The organism is Pseudoalteromonas sp. 1_2015MBL_MicDiv (assembly GCF_002407505.1).
In the GTDB taxonomy this organism is placed as follows: Bacteria; Pseudomonadota; Gammaproteobacteria; order Enterobacterales; family Alteromonadaceae; genus Pseudoalteromonas; species Pseudoalteromonas fuliginea.
The window spans coordinates 2016113-2033831 of record NZ_CP012737.1 but is presented as its reverse complement, the minus strand read 5'-3'; the positions used below and the strand labels follow the sequence as shown (position 1 = coordinate 2033831).

The following is a 17719-nucleotide window of genomic DNA, read 5'->3' as shown; positions in this document are numbered from 1 at the left end:
ACCGATATAAATTTTGATTCAATCTATTATCCGCTCTAAAAGCGAAGCGCCTCATATCCTCTTTGTGAATTAGCCTTAAACTTAAGATGGCTGTCACATTAAACGTAAAACATCGGCGAATTAGTACTCTAATACACGCCGATGTTTATAACTTATTTAAGTAACTACCTTACTAATAAGGTATTAAGCCTTAGTCTTGTTTACGGTTAAGGCTTATTAAACAGATTGCCAAAAGTAACGTTGCAATCATGCCCGAAGCGCCAGCAACACCTGATGGAAGGAATCCATCACGGCCAAAGGTTATTAAAATACCATTGGCTAACATTGCAACTCCGCCAGCTAAGGCTGTAAGGCCTCCAATCGCTTTCCCGCCTTTAGCGATAAAAGACAGGCCAAAAACAAGTGCTGCTAATCCCAATAATACTTTGGCTGCGTAGTAAATCATGAAAGACAAAGAAACCACGCCACCAATTAAAGGTTGTGCGCCTTCTACGGTACCAGCAACTTTTCCAAATGTTGAAAATAAAGTTAGGCCAACGCTTACCTGTACTATGTTAAGTACTGCACTAAACGCTATAGCTGACCATCCCAGCTGAGAATTTTTTGCTTGCACCATGGCAGAACCCGCAAAGGCAACAAGCAAAGTAAAAACCAGCGCTTCTAGCCCCCAAGCGAACTGTCTTGAAAAGCTAATTTGAGCACTGTAAAGGGCAGAAAAAATAGCCTGTGATATCGCTAACACCAACAATAAAGATGCTGTAATTAGGATGGTGCGTTTATTCGTAAATTCCATTTGGACCTCTTATAATTTTATATTTAATGCTTTTAAAAGCTGTAATAGCTCTCATACTTGGGTAAAAGACAGGTAAAACGAGTTAATTATTTCACGTAAACCTATAAAAGTATTAATTAATAAAAAATAGCCTAAAGCTATGACTTTTTGAATCTAAATTTAATTGGCAAAATCGTTTTGATTCAAGCAATGTGTGGTCTAAAAGCGCAGTGCCTCATGCCCTCTTAGTAAATCAACATTTAACTATCTTAATTATCAAGAGGGCACACATTTTGAGTATGTGGTTAAACGGCTTATTACTTAAAACGTCATGATAAAAACGTAAAATGAGACCAGTCACTTAACGCTGTAATAGTTTGCTTTGTAGGAGGGGCAACATAGATTAAACCTGCAATGGCAATAATTGAAGCTAGCGTAATTAATTTATTATCAAAGTCAGCTATTTTTAAAGCAGTGCCGAAAGAGCGTTTAATGGTGACATTACTTAAATCGACACTGTAAATTTCATCCAGCAATAAATGAATTAACCCGCCGAGTAAAATAAACCCACCTGTTAACCAAGCAAAGACGGCTGCTTGTGTAGTTGATTGGTCATTTAGTTTCCATGTTACTTGAGTTGTTAATAGCGCGCATAACAGTATAAATAGTAAAGAGTGGCAACTACCTCTGTGTACTGTGATCCATTCAAAAATGGGTCTAATAATGTATTTCATAAATCCGTAAACCAATAAGGGCACTACGATTAACTCAACAAAGCTAATTTCAATAATGAGCTTGGTGGTTATGTAATGCAGTACCAGTAATACAGCGCTGAGTGCAAATAAGTTAAAAATAGTATCGAGTGACGTGGAGTTATCTGAATCTATGTCGGGTAATAAGCCGCCAATTGAGCCTAAAAACCATAACCAGAGTGCGCCCTTTAAATCAATATGGCCTGCAGATAATAAGGTGGCAGAGCATAAGCCTGTGATGATTACGGCAGTATTAAGATGAGTATTGAAATTTGCCATTGTATCTCTTGATAATAAAATAGGTGGGCATTCTAACAATTGAAAAGTTTATTGTTCACTATTCTTTATAGATTGGTCTTTAAATATGTTTTATCACTTTGATTAGTTGCTGCTTTTTACAATTCTTATTCTTTATTGTGCTTAGTTGTTCCACTAAATGGTAATTTTGGATAGAACAACTTTTCGTTAATTAAACCCAGCACGATGTATCTATTGTTAGTTATTAATATGTTATAGTGTTGCAATTGGTATTTGATATAGTATAACATTCACGGTATTCTAATTTCCCCTTAATAGAGTTTGAATGTGACAACATCAACAGCAATTAATCAAAGATCACCAATAGAACCTCAGCGTGTGGAACAAACACGTAATAAAGCATCAAATACGACCCAAGCCACTAAAAACGAAGCAGTTATTGAAGTAGACTCGTTAAGTTTTAGCATTAAAAACAACATCATTTTAAAAAACTTAAGCTTCAGCGTGGCGGCAGGTGAGGTTTATGCGCTACTAGGAGGAAATGGTGCGGGTAAATCTAGCACCTTAAAAACGTTATTGGGTTTTAATAAGCCCACTAAAGGCTCTGTAAAAGTCGTGGGTAAAGAGGTGAGTAAAGCGCTTGATTTTGTACGAGGTAAAACCGCGTATTTGCCAGAGTCGGCTACGTTATATCCCCATTTAACTGCTCGTGAAAATGTTGAATATTTTTTATCACTCGCTGATATTAAAAAATCAGATGAGCAAATTAACGCGGCTTTTAATCGTGTTGCACTGCAACAAGATGCGTGGGATCGCAACATGCAAACTTATTCAAAAGGCATGAGACAAAAAACAGCGATTGCACTTGCGATACTGCGTGAAGCACCGATTTTTTTACTTGATGAGCCAACCTCAGGCCTTGATCCAGTTGCTATTGATGAATTTAATCAACTTGTACGTGAACTTGCATTAACTGGTGCGACTATTTTAATGGTAACGCATGATGTTTATGGTGCTTGCCAAGTTGCTAATCGCATTGGTTTATTAAAAAATGGCGAGCTGGTAGGAGAATTTAATGCCCCTGAGAATGGGCGTATTAATACCGAACAAGTTCATGCTGCCTTTGGTGATTATAAAAGCCGAGGCAATTAATGAGTATAAACAACGTTTCAAAAGTAGTGCTAATAGCCAAGGATGAATGGCGTTATTGGCTACGCTCTAAATTGGCAGTCACTGTGCTTGCTATTGGTTTGATCCTTACACTTTCTTCGGTAGTTGTAACGGCCATTACCATGCTGGAATTAAGCCATACTAGGCACGAACTGCAAACAACAAGCGATAAAAGCTTTGTTGATCAACCCGACCGACATCCTCACCGAATGGTGCATTACGGGCATTATGCGTTTAGAACGCCTGCGCCGCTTAGTACGCTCGACCCCGGTATTGACGCTTACACAGGCAACTCTATATTTTTAGAAGGGCACAGGCAAAATAGCGCAATGTTTGCAGATAGTCGCCAAGGGACTGCATTAACTAAATTAGGCAGTTTAACGCCTGCCTTTATAGTGCAAACATTAGCGCCGTTATTACTGATTTTAATTGGTTACAGCGGTATTAGCCGAGAGCGCGAATCGCAAACGCTTTCGTATTTGTTATCGCAAGGTACATCTGGTGTAACGCTAATTGCAGGTAAAGGATTAGCGCTACTTTCTGTTGTGGGTTTAATTTTGACTCCGCTTACGGTATCGGCTTTATTCACACTTGGTACAGGTGAAAGCTTACTGGCAGTTGTAAGTTTTGTTGTTGGCTACACTTTATATTTAACTGTGTGGGTATTACTTATTTTACTGGCCTCTAGTGTGTTTAGTAAAAACAGTGGCAGTTTTACCGCACTTGCCTTTGTATGGATTTTACTGTGTATTGTTATGCCACGCGTAGCGAGTACGACAGCAGCTACAGTTGTGCCATCTGCCGGTAAAATAGAAACAGATTTTGCTGTAAAAGCCGAGATTAGAAAGCTAGGCGATGGCCATAACACTAACGACCCTGCCTTTGAGCAATTTAAACAATCACTTCTTAAAAAGTACAACGTAAATAGCATTGACGAGCTGCCGGTAAACTTTAGAGGGTTAGTGGCAAGTGAATCAGAGGCTAAGCAAACTGAAGTACTTAATCAATTTGCCCAGCAACGTATGCAAGCTGAGCTTAAGCAAACGCAGGTATCGCGTTATTTTGGTTGGGTTTCACCAATGGTAGCGATTCGCTCGCTCTCTATGATTGTGGTTGGTACAAGTATAGAAACGCATCATCGCTTTTTACGCGAAACCGAGCAGCTACGTTTTGATTTTGTGCAAGGGCTTAACAAAGTTCATATTGAAGAACTTGATTACCAAGACGACATGAACCGCAATGCTGATGCCGCAGCCACTAAAAAAGCACGTGTTAGCGCTGATAATTGGAAAATACTGCAAAACTTTACCTTTCATAGCGATAGTGCGTTGGTGCGAGCCCAGCGAAGTACATCTGCATTTTTACAGCTATTACTGTGGATTGCAGTGTTGGCCGGCGGTATTAAGTTTGTAGGGAAACGTTTGTTATGAGCTATTTATTTTTACACCTCAAGCGAGAATTTGGCTTTTTACTTCGTCAAAAATATTTAGTGGTGCTTTTACTTTGTACATTTGCTGTGTCTGCCTTTGCCGTTATCAGTGGGTTGAGTGAAGTAAGTCAGCAACGCGAAACTATTGAACGTTTAAAATCAGCTGATTTAACCGAACGATTAAATGTGCAAACGCAGCAAACTGATGCAGGTATGTTGGCTTATTATACTTTTCATTTAACGTATTCAGCGCCTTCAAATTTAGCGTTTGCTGCTTTGGGTGAACGCGATATTTACCCATGGAAACACCGCGTAAACTTACTTGCTCTGGAGGGACAAATTTACGAAAGCGATGCGCAAAACCCTGAGCTTGCCCAAGCAGGTAAAATTGATTTTGCGTTTGTGTTAAGTGCTTTGGCACCGCTGATAGTGATTTTGCTGTTCCATGATTTATTTGCCAACGAACGTACCAGTGGTCGTTACGATTTATTAGTCACAACGTCGAGCTCTTACTTTGCTTTATGGGGCGCACGCATATTGGTGAGGTTTATTTTATTACTCGTGTGTTTAATGTTGCCATTCTATGGTGGCGCTTATGTAGCTGGTAGTTCAATTTATGATGTTTTATTGATAACAACTATGTGTGTTGCCTATCTAGTTTTTTGGGCTGCACTTTGTATTTTGATGGGCAAGCAAGCAAGTAGTGCGCCGCGTGTTGCCTCCGCTTTAATAGGTATATGGGTGCTAGTTGCTTTTATTATTCCTATTTTAGGTGATTTAGCGATTAACAAAATAGTGCATTCACCTAAAGGTGGCGAAATTGTACTTACCCAGCGAGAGGCGGTTAACGATGCATGGGACTTACCAAAACAAATTACAATGGACGCCTTTGTAGCTAATAATCCCGCATGGAAAGATCATGTTGATATGCAAAGCGAGTTTGAGTGGAAATGGTATTACGCCTTTCAACAAGTAGGGGATGAAAAAGCGGCTGAACTTTCGCATGCGTACCGCGATGCAGCACGCAAAAAGTATCAGTTAGCTGGAATGGTATCGTGGTTTTCGCCTGCATTATTGTTACAACGCAGCTTAACGCGAAAAGCCAAAACAGATGCAATAGCGGCATTTAGATACGAGCATCAAATACGAGGGTTTCATAAATGCCTAAGGGAATTTTACTACCCTTGGTTATTTATTAAAGGTGAGCCCACTAAAGCTGCGCTTAACAACATGCCTAGTTTTAGTAAAACAATACTGAATAAAAAGGATGAGCCTGAGGTCATAGGCGTTCAGTTAAAATAAAATTTATGAGTCAACTAATTAACAAGGTTTATAATGAATACTAATAAAAAAGGGCTGAAACTTACTTATTTAAGCACATGTTTAGTGAGTTTATTTAGCAGTCAGGTAATAGCAGCTGATAAAAGTGAGCAAGTTGATAGTGTAAATATGAGTGTTATTGAAAGGCTTGCTGTTACTGGAACACGCCAAGCTTATCAAGGAAATTTTAGCCCTTTAGAAACGCCGCAATCAGAATTAAAAATAGATTTAGAAGCACTTGAAAACGCGGGTGCGATAAATTTAAATCAAGCGCTTGATTTATCGGCGTCGGTAGCGCGTCAAAATAACTTTGGCGGACTTTGGAATAGCTTTGCTCTACGTGGCTTTGTCGGCGATGAAAACTTACCAAGTAATTACCTTGTTAATGGGTTTAATGCCGGGCGTGGCTTTGGTGGCTCACGTGATTTGTCGGGTATTGAATCGGTTGAGGTGTTAAAAGGTCCACGTGCTGCTTTATTTGGCCGTGGTGAACCTGGCGGTACGGTAAACTTAGTAACTAAACGCCCAACGTTTGATACGAGCGGCGAGCTAAAGCTAAGCGTAGGAAGCTTTGATACCTACCGCGCTGATGTAGATTACACGACCCCCCTTAATGACGACGTAGCAATTAGGCTGGTTGGTTTTTATGAAGATGCCAAAAGTTTTCGCGATACGATAGAAACAACAAAAAAGGGCTTTAGCCCTTCAATTACATGGAACATTAATGACAACAGCCAATTAATATATGAGCTTGAATACAGCGACCAAGAAGTTCCTTTTGATAGAGGCGTATTAGCCATAGATGGCGAGCTTGGGCTTATTCCTGAAAGTCGCTTTTTAGGTGAGCCAGGTGATGGTCCAATAGAGGCTGACGTACTGGGTCATCAATTGGAGTTTATTCATGACTTTAATGATAATTGGAGCGTATTACTGGGCGCTAACTACCGTGATACGTCGCTTGAAGGGTTTGCTACCGAAACCGGTTTTGCGGGTGTAGTTGATGCAGAGGTAAATCGCTTTAGACGTTTCCGTGATTACGATGCAAAATATCAGGTGTTTAGAGCAGAAGTGACGGGTAATTTAGAGGTTGCAGGATTAGAACACCGCTTAATAGTAGGTGTTGATTCTGATAAGTTCGAAAATGATCAATTTGTTCTTCGTGTTCGTGGCGATCAGTATATAAATGTTTTTAATCCTGTATATGGGGCGTATGAGTTACCTACGCCAACGGCCAATACCGATAAGTTAGAAGTTCAAGAGTCGTTAGGTGTATTTATACAAGACCAAATAAGCCTAACCGATAAGCTTGATATTCGCGTTGGTGTTCGCTTTGATGACTACGAGCAAACACTCAATAATCGTTTAGCTGATACGCAATCAAAACAAAATGAGTCACGTGTTAGCCCCCAGTTGGGTGTTGTGTATGAGGCGAGCGAGTTTGTATCTGTTTATGCAGCTTATGGCGAAAACTTTAGGCCTTTATCGGGCACTGATACAAATGGCGATGGGTTTGAACCAAATCAATCTACTTCAACAGAGTTGGGGGTTAAATTTACTTTAAACGATGGCGCTTTATTTGGTACTGTTGCCGTGTTTAAAGTAGAGCAAGACAACATGCTAGTTGTAGATGATGCAACTGCGTTTACTTACGCAGCCATTGGTGAAGCACAAAGTAAAGGTGTTGAGATTGATATTACAGGCGAACTTACTGATGATGTAAGCCTATGGCTATCGTATGCGTATGTTGATGCAACTATTGAAAACTCATTTTTTGATGCTAACTTTGGCTATACCGTTGAAGCGGGTAGTTCTTTATTAAATATTCCTAAGCATCAACTCAGTTTACAGCTTGTTAAATCAGCCGAGTTATATGGCAAAGCAATTAAGTTTGGCGCAGGTTTAGTTTATGTAGACTCTCGAAACGGCTTTTTTGGTACCGATTTTGAGCTACCAAGCTATTCAACAGCACGTACATTTTTAGATGTTGATGTAACCAAAGCAATTGGCTTGCGTGCAGAGGTAGATAACCTGTTTGATGAAACCTATTACACTAACTCATTTGCTGATGCGTGGGTTCAACCAGGCACCCCCAGAAGTGTAAGGCTATCTGCAACGTATAAATTTTAAACGTAAACTAAAACGATATTAACGAAAAGGCTGCACAATATGCAGCCTTTTGTTGGTGTAATTTAAGTTGCTTAATAAATACTAGTGAGTTGCTCTGTCGCCCCAAATTTCTTCTAGGCGGCTGTCACGACCACAACGCCAACGATAGGTGTTATATCTGATAGGGTTGTTTTTGTAATAATCTTGATGAAAGCTTTCCCTACCTTTAATAGGGTAAAAGGTACTTGCGTTTAATACAGGTGTAACCACAGTTTGATTAGGAAACTCGGCAACTACTGCTGCTTTTGTTTTTTCGGCTAATTTACGTTGTTCGTCGTTTTGTACAAATATAGCGCTTAAGTAACTAGGGCCTTTATCGCAAAATTGGCCTCTTGCATCAAAGGGATCAATATTTACCCAGTAATGATCAAGTATACCCTGATAGCTTACTATAGCTGGATCGTAAGTGATTTCTACGGCCTCGTAATGGCCTTTATGATTACCATTGTACGTCGGGTTTTTAAGTTTACCGCCAGTAAAGCCCGATATTACATCGGTTACGCCTTTTAGCTTTTCAAAATCACTTTCCATACACCAAAAACAACCTCCAGCTAAAACGGCTTTTTCGGTTTTTTCTGCATGGGAAAATGTGCTAAACAATATTGCGGCAGATGTTAATACTAATGCGAGTGATTTTTTCATAAAATTATCCACCTGAAGTGTGAGTTTAAATACTTAAGAAGTTAGACCCGCTAAGTGCTAATACTATTTCGTGCTTTGACAACTTATATGGATAAGACTAGTAGTAAGATCACTATTTAAGTTAGTAGCATGGTTTAATTGGGTTAGCCAAGTATGCGTTATTTAATGGGGTGTTGAATTATGTTTACGTGTTCATTAAAGTGACAACATTCGAGATATAAATTAGCAGGTGATAAATGAACCAGTTAACAGAAACATCAATAAGCTGCCCTTATTGTGGTGAAAGTATTGAAGTATTACTTGATGCAGCAGATATTGATGAGCAATACATAGAAGACTGCCAAGTATGCTGTAAGCCTATTTCGTTTGTGGTATTTGAAAATGATGACGAGCTAAACGTTAATGTTTACAGCGAAGACGATGCATTTTAACTCGTTAATTAAATACTAGGGTCTGTTGATCTTTCAAGGTTGAATTTGCAGCAGTCTGTTTGGTATTTAGGCAAGGCAGAGCCTATACAGTGTGGTTATTCCCCATAAATAGGCGATAACGTAGCATTAATGCCAAACAGGCGCTGCCCAAAGGGTTCTTCCTAGGGGCTATTTACTCTTTGTTGCTCGGTTTTGACTTAGCCCACTAGGTTACAAACCTCGCGCCGCGATTAAATAGCCCCTAGTTTGAACAAATTTCAATCCGCAAAGATCAACAGACCCTAGGCTGCAAAATTGCAGCCTTTTTACTGTGTATGTGTTTGGTTAGCTATTTTGCTCACGCGCTAATTGGTTAGGGAGAAGTTCTTCTACTATTTCGCGTGCTGGAAGTGTATAGCGTGTGCCGTCAAACATTACTGAGGTAAACTCGTTAATATTAGTAATGCCTGTTAAGGTCCAGCCTTCGCCGCGCTTTGGGCAATATACTGTGGTAGTGGGTTGTATTACTTTAAAATCGTCACTCATTACGTTATCCACTCTTTTTGCTTAAAGATAATGCTTGTTAATGGCGTATGGTAAGTTAATAATGCGTGCCCATAAAGAGCTAATTTAACTAACCACTTAAATAAAATGTTTAATACCACAAAGCTTGAACGCGTTACGCTGCGTTTAATTACCCACAAACACGCTGCGTGTTTATTTAATATTTTAAACCACCCACACGTGTCAGAATTTAACGACTACGAAACACCACTTAGTAAAACGCAAATCAAACAATTAATACAAGATGATATTAGTGCATACTACGAAGGCGAAGTGATTAGAGTCGCAATTGAACATAATATATCTGGGAAGTTAATGGGTACTTGTGGGCTTTATAATTTAACGCCGTGTAAAAGTAGTGCATTTATAGGATTTGAGCTGCACCCCGACTTTTGGGGTAAAGGCATAATGTTTGAAGTAGTGAGCGGTTTTATTGAAACCCTAGTTAAGGATATTGCGCTTAAACATTTGTCGGCCGAGGTGAGTGCACATAATGCACGTTCCCATAATTTACTTATTAAGTTAGGTTTTAGCTTAAGAGAAAATTCTATTTGGCATAAATCACTTTAACTCAAGACGGCAATTATAAGTGCTTATCTTTTTTTAATCCTCAATCCTTAAAGCTCAGTAAATAAAATACAAAAAATAGCGGCTTTCTATTATAGTTAAGCGTGAGCAAATGAATTTGTTACCCGTGTTTTATTAAACATTTACGCTTAACAAGGATTTTATATGCTAGATAAACTCTCTCAAGATGCGCTTGTAATTTGGGCGACCATTGACCCAATAGGCACTATGGCGCTGTTTGCCGCACTTACTTCTCATTTAACTGATCAACAACGTCGTAAAACTGCATTTAAAACGGTGCTTTATGCCGGGGGCGTATTATTAGGTTCTATTTTAATAGGACAACTAATACTAAATGCGATGGGAATTAGGTTGGTGTCGTTTCAGTTAGGGGGCGGAATTATATTATTTTTGTTTGGCCTGCAAATGATATTTGGAAACGATTCTAACAAAGCTAAACAAGACCCCGATCACGATATTGCGGTGTTTCCGCTTGCTATACCTGCAACGGCGACTCCTGGCGCTATTTTGGCGGTAATACTACTTACCGATAACCACATACACCCAATTACTACTCAAATAGGCACAGCGCTTGTTACACTTGGTGTGTTGGGTATTACTTTAATACTGTTGCTGCTTTCGGGTAAAATTATTAAGCTAATTGGTACTGGTGGCGCGTCTATTTTAACGCGAGTGATGGGCATGATTTTAGCCGCGTTTTCGGTTGAGCTTATTATGACCGCGCTGGAAATAAAACAATGGGTTAAGCTCGATTAAATAACTCCTAAACATTGAAAGGAATGCCGCATGACAATAAAAATAACAAAACACTCTTTTATTAATTTAAGTTTAGCCGTAGTCATTTTTGCTATTGGTATTTTAGCTATACGTTATTATAACCATTATGTATCGGCCTATACAGATGTAACAATTAACTCAAGCGTGCTTAATGAGTCGCGCAAAGTGTTTATAAGATTGCCCGCTAATTACAATCCTAAAAAAGCGTATCCGTTAATTATTAAAACCGATGGTAACTTTAATTTAGATACATGGGACAAAGCACTTACAAAACAAGCTAAGAGCGAAAAAGGGGATAAGGCTATATTGGTGTCTATTCCTAATTTGTTTTTTACAGATACACGTAATCGCGATTTAGTGCCTCCTTATGCCCGCCAAGATGTAAATACACAAGCGCGTCCAGAGCACGAAACACTTATTGAACCAAATGGTGAAGCCGACAAGTTTTTAGCGTTTATTGAAACTGAGTTACTCCCTTATTTATCAGCAAAATATAAGCTTAGTAATAACCGTGTATTGAGTGGTTTTTCGGCAGGTGGTAGCTTTGTACTTTATACACTGCATACAAAACCTGAACTGTTTAATGGGTACTTTGCATTTAGCCCAGCTGCTTGGTAAGACGACATGACCGTAGTTAATAATGTAAAAGCATTTTTAACTACTCAAGCAAACAAAGTTAAGGTGCCTACTTATTTATATCTATCGGTTGGTGGGGCAGAGCACCCGTTAATGTTAAAAGCGTTTAATAATTTAGAGACCGCTTTAACAGCCAACCCTAATAATAACCTTGTGTGGCAAAGCGCTGTAAATGAAGGTGCTGAGCACTCAGATAATCCACCACTTAGTGTAGCTAAGGCATTAGCTGGTTATAGTACGTTTATTAAAAAGTAGATTAGATTGATTCAAAGTGTTAACTGTGTGTATATACAGTTAACGTTGTTCTGTGTATTTAGAATGCTTAATCAGCTTTATAGTACTTTACTTAGTTTAACATTATCAACGACTTACAAAATCAAGCTGGTTTAAATTATTTTTGTCAGGAAATACGTGCACTGTGTTTATATACAGTTCATGGCTATTGAGTTAGAATGCAGTCAGTACCTATGAGCATAAACACATCTATTTGTTACTGCTTTTAATCAGCCTTTCGCCTTTGTGATCAGCAATAAGCAGTGTAAGTACTTTGCTATTTCAATATAGTTTCAGCATCTTTTTATACTCTTAATGGAGCCAATATAAATTGGCTGGTGGCTTTATATCAAAAGAACACATCATACCAATATCGTTATAATGCTAAACTTAGCAATAGAGTCAAATTAAAAAAAGTAATCAAAGAGGTAGTCAAAATAATAAAGCCTGCGATAACTACATCCACTAAAAATATAAATGCCGAGTAGTGGATTATGAGTGCTTAATTAAAGTTTTCCTCGCTCATAGTAATGGGCTGCAAAATGGTAAACGTAAAAATAGGGGCATCGTGAATGGTGATATTATAGATTAAAAATCTGATAGCAATGCGGCTGCTAATGATAGCCTTAAATGTAAAATCGAGTATTCAAAAAAGTATGGAAGAATGAAAAAAGCCCAGTTAAAAAAGTTAAAAGGGCTAAAAGGGTTGTGCTTAGGGATGTTGTAGTCGTTTTATAAACTTATATTTAAAACTTATATCTAAAACCAAATGCTATACCGTCATCTTCCGACTGCTCCATTTGTGCTTGTTGATCGTCGTTATCGCTTTCAAAGTCGCTAAAGTCTTTACGCGCTTCTATGTAGGCAATAGTGTCTTCGTCAATTAAGTAGTGAAGGCCAATAACAGCAAACTGACGCTTAAATATATCGTTTGGGTCGGCGTTAAAGTTTGGCTGAATTACGTAATCATCACCGGCATCAAACATGTTGTAGGCAATAAAAGGGCGAAAATCGTTATCAAAGCGGTAAGATGCAAATGTTTCTATACCGATTGCGTCTTTAATTAAGCGACCAATGTTATCTGTGTCGTGATTTTTGTTTTTATTTACGTTGGCAGCAACGTATAGGCCGGGCTTATCAATGTTGCCCCACATAATACCTGCACCATAAATTAAATCTTCAACATTGCGAGTAGAACCATCGCCAAACGTTAAATCAAACTCACCACGGTTAATACCTGCTGTAAGTGTTAGCATGTCAGTTGGGGTATAAGTTACAGACGCACCAAATGTGTAATTAAATTCAACTTCTTGGGCTGCACTATCGCCAGAGTTCCATAGCGCTTCACATTCTTCTTCTGAAATGTCGGTTACGTCACAGGTATAGAATTCGCTGTTTTTAAGCTGCGCTTGTACTGCAAAACTAAAATCGTTATAGCTATAGCGGTACTGCACTAATTTATCTCCACGGCCAGTGCCATTAACAGCGCCATCGTCTTTGTTATAGGTGTAAACACCAGCAGCATTACCATCCCATACAAAGCTATTATTTGTGCCGTAAACCACGTCGTACCATGCACCCCATTGTTTACCAATAGTTAGTTGCCCGTACTTTTCGTGCGAAAGGCCTGCGTAACCTAAACGGTTATACAAAAACTCGTCCTGAATAGACTCAAAACGATTGTTATAAATAATATCACTGCTGCCAACAGGGTTTACACCCCATTCCACGAGTGCAAGGGCAGTCCAGTCTTTCTTAAGCTTTCGGGTAAATCCAAAGTTGATGCGCGAAGTACCGTTAACAACTTCGGTTTCGTTTTGTGTATTAATTACACGTACATCAAGATATCCACCTACTTCAACAGTGTTTTTATTATCTTTGTATAACTCTACTGCCGAAACAGCGGGTGCGAATACAATACTTGCGCTAATAAGTGTTGCTAATTTTTTGCTCATCTTGTGTGTTGCCCTGTGTAAATTGGTCAGTTTTTTACGTAGGTAAAAATTCAGATTCAAAGGTTAACAAAGCAATAAACAGCTCAAAAGTGAAAAATACTCACTAAAATTAAGCGTTAAACTTAATAGATATTCACTAAAGGTTAATTTTGTTTTTCAAGTGTTGCTGAGGTTTGTTTTTTTAGTTGTTTTGTAGGGAAAAAGGATTGGTAATAAGTGGTGTGTTAAAATTATAATTTGAATTAATTTCATCTTGGTTAAAAAATAGTAACTAGTGCAAAAGCTCTAAAATCGCTTTATTTTCATAAATATAACTTTTTATTTTTATAGGTTGTAGCAAAATGAGTTAAGTAAACACACAAACACGTTAAAAGTGCTTTTACTCTAATCTGTATCCCTATTTCTAACCCCTCATGCCTGTTTATAAAAAATAATTTTTGGATTTTAATTTGCATAAAAATTAACGAAACCATTAAATCTAATCCGTTATTTTAGCTACTAACTACATAGTCATAATAAATGGCTAAAACGTAGTGGTCTGCCTTTAAACTTTCATAGAAAAACAGGCCATTTTGGTTTAAACTGCGCGCAATTTAAATACATCATTACTCCTTTGGAGGGTAGCGCTATTATTAGTACAGCTAATGTCACCATGCAATTTGGTGCTAAACCATTATTTGAAAATATCTCAGCAAAATTTGGCGACGGAAACCGTTACGGTTTAATCGGTGCAAATGGTTGTGGTAAATCAACATTTATGAAGATTCTAAGTGGTGAGCTCGAAGCGTCTTCAGGTAATGTAAGTACTGATCCAAATGAACGTGTTGCTAAACTAAACCAAGACCAGTTTGCCTACGAAGAATACTCAGTAATTGATACTGTGATCATGGGTCACAAAGAGCTGTGGAAAATAAAACAAGAACGTGACCGTATTTACTCTTTACCAGAAATGAGTGAAGAAGACGGTATGAAAGTAGCCGATCTTGAAACTGAGTTTGCTGAAATGGATGGTTACTCTGCTGAATCTAAAGCAGGCGAGCTTCTGTTAGGCGTAGGTATTGGCACTGACCAACATTTTGGCCCTATGTCAGAAATTGCACCTGGTTTTAAACTTCGCGTGCTACTTGCACAGGTGTTGTTTTCAGACCCAGATATAATGCTACTTGATGAGCCTACCAATAACTTGGATATTTACACCATCAAGTGGTTAGAAGACGTGTTAAACCAACGCGACTGTACCATGATAATCATCTCGCATGACCGTCACTTTTTAAACTCTGTGTGTACCCACATGGCCGATATTGACTACGGTGAGCTACGTATTTACTCAGGTAACTACGACGAATACATGTTTGCAGCAACGCAAGCACGTGAGCAGCTACTTAGCGAAAACGCGAAAAAGAAAAACCAAATTGCTGAACTTCAACAGTTTGTTTCTCGCTTCTCTGCTAACGCATCTAAAGCTAAGCAAGCAACATCGCGCGCTAAACGTATCGACAAAATTCAGTTAGACGAAGTTAAAGCATCTTCACGTCAAACGCCATTTATTCGTTTCGACCAAGAAAAGCAGTTATTCAGAAACGCGCTTGAAATGACAAACCTAACACAAGGTTTTGACGACAATACGTTGTTTTCTGGACTTGAAGGTTTAGTAGAAGTTGGCGAACGCATTGCTATTATTGGTGAAAATGGTGTTGGTAAAACAACATTACTTAATACATTAGCAGGGCGCTTAGCGCCTAAAGCTGGTGAGTTTAAGTTTTCTGAAAACGCGAACATTGGTTACTACGCACAAGATCACGCTGATGAGTTTGCAACCGACATGAACTTGTTTCAGTGGATGGAACAATGGCAACAAGAAGGCGACGACGAGCAAGTGGTTCGTAGCTTCTTAGGCCGTATGTTATTCTCTCAAAACGATATTAAAAAGTCAGTTAAAGTAATTTCAGGTGGTGAGCAAGGCCGCATGCTGTTTGGTAAAATTATGATGCATAAACCAAACATATTGCTAATGGATGAGCCAACCAACCACATGGATATGGAATCTATTGAAGCGCTTAACTTAGCCCTTGAAGCTTATGAAGGTACATTAATGTTTGTCTCGCACGACCGTCAGTTTGTATCATCGGTTGCGACCCGAATTTGGGAAGTTAAAGACGGTAAAGTTATCGACTTTAGAGGCAACTACGCAGAATACCTAGCGAGTAAAGAAGCTTAATTAGCTATTTACCCGTTAACTCTAAAAAGCCATGTTTAAACATGGCTTTTTTTGTTTTTGTGAGTCGCAATTAAACTTGGTTTGGGTATAATACCCGCCTAAAACCGGACATAAGTCCGCTATTTTTAAAATACATTACTGAGGAGTATTTATGACTGTTGGCATTATTATGGGTTCTAAATCAGATTGGCCAACCATGGAACATGCAGCACTTATGCTAGAGCATTTTGGCATTAAGTACGAAACCAAAGTCGTGTCTGCACACCGCACTCCTCAATTACTTGCTGATTACGCAAGTTCAGCCGCAGAACGTGGTATTAAAGTTATTATTGCTGGCGCTGGCGGCGCTGCGCATTTACCAGGTATGGCAGCTGCTTTTACGTCGCTTCCTGTACTTGGCGTGCCTGTAAAATCAAAAGCATTAAATGGTGTTGATTCACTTTTATCTATTTGCCAAATGCCTAAAGGCGTTGCAGTAGGTACGCTAGCAATTGGTGAGCCGGGCGCAGCAAACGCGGGGTTATTAGCTGCACAAATTTTAGGGTGTCAAAATCCAGAAATTTTTGCAAAAATTGAAGCGTTTCGTAAAGCGCAAACCGACACTATATTAGCTAATCCAAACCCTGCAGAGTAATAATGAATATTTTAATATTAGGTGCAGGGCAACTTGCACGTATGATGAGTCTTGCCGGCGCGCCGCTTAATTTAAACGTTGTGGCGTACGATGTAGGCAGCAAGCAAATTAAGCACCCACTAACAGGCGATGTTTATAGCACGTCGCTTGAGCAAGCTATATCAAACGCTGATGCCATTACTGCCGAGTTTGAGCATATTCCTGATGACGTACTAACACTTTGCTGTAACAGCAATAAGTTTTACCCAGGTAAAGCCGCTATTAAAACCGGTGGCGATCGCTCGCTTGAAAAAGCATTGCTTGATAAAACAAACGTAACTTGTGCGCCGTATCAACTAATTACTGAAAAAGCGCATTTAGAACTTGCCGTTAAAACTCTAGGTAAACCACTTGTAATTAAAACATGCCAAGCGGGTTACGATGGAAAAGGCCAATGGCGTTTAAAATCGGATGATCAAATAGACGAAATTTGGTCACAAATGGCTGATTTTATTGCATCAGGCACCGAGCTTGCGCCTCATTCGATTATTGCTGAAAAAATGATCCCGTTTGATCGTGAAGTATCTATTATTGGTGCGCGCGACAAACACGGTAATGTTGCTATTTATCCGCTAACAGAAAACGAGCACACCAATGGTGTATTGACGCTCTCTATTGCCGGTAAAAATAATCAAAATGTTGAAGCGCAAGCAAACAATGCATTTACAAAAATAGCAAACGAGCTTAACTACGTTGGCGTATTGGCTATAGAGTTTTTTGATGTTCAAGGCACATTACTCGTTAACGAAATTGCACCGCGCGTACATAACTCTGGCCACTGGACGCAACAAGGTTGCCATTGCTCCCAGTTTGAAAACCACATGCGTGCTGTTGCAGGTTTGCCGCTTGGTAATACAGAACTTAAATACGTTACAGCAATGATTAATGTATTAGGACAATCAAGAATACCGAGTGAAATTTTACATATAGCGAATGTTACAAGTCATTGGTACGGAAAAACAGCAAAGCCAGGGCGTAAAATGGGCCATATAAATGTATCGGCTACAAATATAAATGAACTCGCCGATAAGCTTGGCGAACTTTCAGAATACCTATCTGAACAAGAGTACCCTGGTATTTTAAAAGCAGCTGCCAATTTAGTACTCAGTGAATAGT

At 39.0% G+C, this 17719-nt stretch carries 15 protein-coding genes and 1 pseudogene; 11 read left to right on the top strand and 5 right to left on the bottom strand.

All coding sequences use genetic code 11. The features are described 5' to 3' along the window. Nucleotides 1-190: 190 nt before the first annotated feature. Both AOR04_RS09235 and AOR04_RS09230 read right to left on the bottom strand, forming a co-directional pair. Complete coding sequence (locus AOR04_RS09235) at nt 191-793, bottom strand: thiamine biosynthesis protein ThiC (protein ID WP_096793148.1); 603 nt, start codon at nt 791-793, stop codon at nt 191-193. A gap of 308 nt (nt 794-1101) precedes the next feature. Continuing rightward, nucleotides 1102-1803, bottom strand: a complete 702-nt coding sequence (locus tag AOR04_RS09230) for a metal-dependent hydrolase (RefSeq protein WP_033039098.1) — start codon at nt 1801-1803, stop codon at nt 1102-1104. A gap of 306 nt (nt 1804-2109) precedes the next feature. Between AOR04_RS09230 and AOR04_RS09225 the strand changes: the two genes are divergently transcribed. Genes AOR04_RS09225 through AOR04_RS09210 form a run of 4 tightly spaced genes read left to right on the top strand, consistent with a single transcriptional unit; the run spans nt 2110 to nt 7828 of the window. Next, a complete protein-coding gene (locus tag AOR04_RS09225; RefSeq protein WP_198022406.1) occupies nt 2110-2934 on the top strand; it encodes an ABC transporter ATP-binding protein in 825 nt (274 codons plus the stop codon). Beyond that, a complete protein-coding gene (locus AOR04_RS09220; protein WP_096793147.1) occupies nt 2934-4382 on the top strand; it encodes an ABC transporter permease in 1449 nt (482 codons plus the stop codon). The genes AOR04_RS09225 and AOR04_RS09220 overlap by 1 nt, the downstream gene beginning before the upstream one ends. Continuing rightward, nucleotides 4379-5683: a DUF3526 domain-containing protein gene (locus tag AOR04_RS09215; protein ID WP_096793146.1), complete on the top strand. Its 1305-nt coding sequence runs from the start codon at nt 4379-4381 to the stop codon at nt 5681-5683. The genes AOR04_RS09220 and AOR04_RS09215 overlap by 4 nt, the downstream gene beginning before the upstream one ends. A gap of 33 nt (nt 5684-5716) precedes the next feature. Next, nucleotides 5717-7828, top strand: coding sequence for a TonB-dependent siderophore receptor (locus AOR04_RS09210; RefSeq protein WP_096793145.1), 2112 nt, complete (start codon nt 5717-5719; stop codon nt 7826-7828). Nucleotides 7829-7909: 81 nt separating this feature from the next. Here AOR04_RS09210 and msrA read toward each other — a convergent pair whose 3' ends face one another. Further along, nucleotides 7910-8509 carry a peptide-methionine (S)-S-oxide reductase MsrA gene (gene msrA, locus AOR04_RS09205; RefSeq protein WP_096793144.1) on the bottom strand — a complete coding sequence of 200 codons (600 nt, stop codon included), beginning with the start codon at nt 8507-8509 and terminating at the stop codon, nt 7910-7912. Between the two features lie 236 nt (nt 8510-8745). On the opposite strand from msrA, the gene AOR04_RS09200 reads away from it, so the two are divergent. Then, nucleotides 8746-8940 (top strand): CPXCG motif-containing cysteine-rich protein, encoded by a 195-nt coding sequence (locus AOR04_RS09200; RefSeq protein WP_002962627.1) that lies wholly within the window; start codon nt 8746-8748, stop codon nt 8938-8940. A gap of 324 nt (nt 8941-9264) precedes the next feature. Here the strand turns inward: AOR04_RS09200 and AOR04_RS09195 are convergent, their stop codons facing one another. Continuing rightward, nucleotides 9265-9465, bottom strand: coding sequence for a hypothetical protein (locus AOR04_RS09195; RefSeq protein WP_002962626.1), 201 nt, complete (start codon nt 9463-9465; stop codon nt 9265-9267). A 105-nt stretch (nt 9466-9570) separates the two neighbouring features. On the opposite strand from AOR04_RS09195, the gene AOR04_RS09190 reads away from it, so the two are divergent. The 3 genes and pseudogenes from AOR04_RS09190 to AOR04_RS09180 all read left to right on the top strand — a co-directional run bounded on the left by AOR04_RS09190 (nt 9571) and on the right by AOR04_RS09180 (nt 11739). Continuing rightward, nucleotides 9571-10053, top strand: coding sequence for a GNAT family N-acetyltransferase (locus AOR04_RS09190; RefSeq protein ID WP_096793143.1), 483 nt, complete (start codon nt 9571-9573; stop codon nt 10051-10053). 162 nt (nt 10054-10215) lie between these two features. Then, a complete protein-coding gene (locus AOR04_RS09185; protein ID WP_033039113.1) occupies nt 10216-10827 on the top strand; it encodes a MarC family protein in 612 nt (203 codons plus the stop codon). Between the two features lie 30 nt (nt 10828-10857). After that, nucleotides 10858-11739, top strand: a pseudogene (locus AOR04_RS09180) (alpha/beta hydrolase). A gap of 764 nt (nt 11740-12503) precedes the next feature. On the opposite strand, the gene AOR04_RS09175 reads toward AOR04_RS09180, so the two are convergent. Beyond that, nucleotides 12504-13712 carry a porin gene (locus AOR04_RS09175; protein ID WP_096793142.1) on the bottom strand — a complete coding sequence of 403 codons (1209 nt, stop codon included), beginning with the start codon at nt 13710-13712 and terminating at the stop codon, nt 12504-12506. A 628-nt stretch (nt 13713-14340) separates the two neighbouring features. Here AOR04_RS09175 and AOR04_RS09170 point away from each other — a divergent pair. The 3 genes from AOR04_RS09170 to AOR04_RS09160 all read left to right on the top strand — a co-directional run bounded on the left by AOR04_RS09170 (nt 14341) and on the right by AOR04_RS09160 (nt 17718). Further along, entirely contained in the window at nt 14341-15930 is a 1590-nt protein-coding gene (locus AOR04_RS09170) for an ABC-F family ATPase (RefSeq protein ID WP_096794111.1), read from the top strand. A 151-nt stretch (nt 15931-16081) separates the two neighbouring features. Beyond that, nucleotides 16082-16564, top strand: a complete 483-nt coding sequence (gene purE / locus AOR04_RS09165; RefSeq protein ID WP_002962540.1) for a 5-(carboxyamino)imidazole ribonucleotide mutase — start codon at nt 16082-16084, stop codon at nt 16562-16564. Between the two features lie 2 nt (nt 16565-16566). Then, on the top strand, nt 16567-17718 hold the full coding sequence (locus AOR04_RS09160; protein WP_096793141.1) for a 5-(carboxyamino)imidazole ribonucleotide synthase: 1152 nt from the start codon (nt 16567-16569) through the stop codon (nt 17716-17718). Nucleotide 17719: the final 1 nt, after the last annotated feature.

What these genes read in the sequence shown, in the direction of transcription:
- AOR04_RS09235 (WP_096793148.1), bottom strand. Translation starts at nt 793, where the DNA reads ATGGAATTTACGAATAAACGCACCATCCTAATTACAGCATCTTTATTG.
- AOR04_RS09230 (WP_033039098.1), bottom strand. Translation starts at nt 1,803, where the DNA reads ATGGCAAATTTCAATACTCATCTTAATACTGCCGTAATCATCACAGGC.
- AOR04_RS09220 (WP_096793147.1), top strand. Translation starts at nt 2,934, where the DNA reads ATGAGTATAAACAACGTTTCAAAAGTAGTGCTAATAGCCAAGGATGAA.
- AOR04_RS09215 (WP_096793146.1), top strand. Translation starts at nt 4,379, where the DNA reads ATGAGCTATTTATTTTTACACCTCAAGCGAGAATTTGGCTTTTTACTT.
- AOR04_RS09210 (WP_096793145.1), top strand. Translation starts at nt 5,717, where the DNA reads ATGAATACTAATAAAAAAGGGCTGAAACTTACTTATTTAAGCACATGT.
- msrA (WP_096793144.1), bottom strand. Translation starts at nt 8,509, where the DNA reads ATGAAAAAATCACTCGCATTAGTATTAACATCTGCCGCAATATTGTTT.
- AOR04_RS09200 (WP_002962627.1), top strand. Translation starts at nt 8,746, where the DNA reads ATGAACCAGTTAACAGAAACATCAATAAGCTGCCCTTATTGTGGTGAA.
- AOR04_RS09195 (WP_002962626.1), bottom strand. Translation starts at nt 9,465, where the DNA reads ATGAGTGACGATTTTAAAGTAATACAACCCACTACCACAGTATATTGC.
- AOR04_RS09190 (WP_096793143.1), top strand. Translation starts at nt 9,571, where the DNA reads ATGTTTAATACCACAAAGCTTGAACGCGTTACGCTGCGTTTAATTACC.
- AOR04_RS09185 (WP_033039113.1), top strand. Translation starts at nt 10,216, where the DNA reads ATGCTAGATAAACTCTCTCAAGATGCGCTTGTAATTTGGGCGACCATT.
- AOR04_RS09175 (WP_096793142.1), bottom strand. Translation starts at nt 13,712, where the DNA reads ATGAGCAAAAAATTAGCAACACTTATTAGCGCAAGTATTGTATTCGCA.
- purE (WP_002962540.1), top strand. Translation starts at nt 16,082, where the DNA reads ATGACTGTTGGCATTATTATGGGTTCTAAATCAGATTGGCCAACCATG.
- AOR04_RS09160 (WP_096793141.1), top strand. Translation starts at nt 16,567, where the DNA reads ATGAATATTTTAATATTAGGTGCAGGGCAACTTGCACGTATGATGAGT.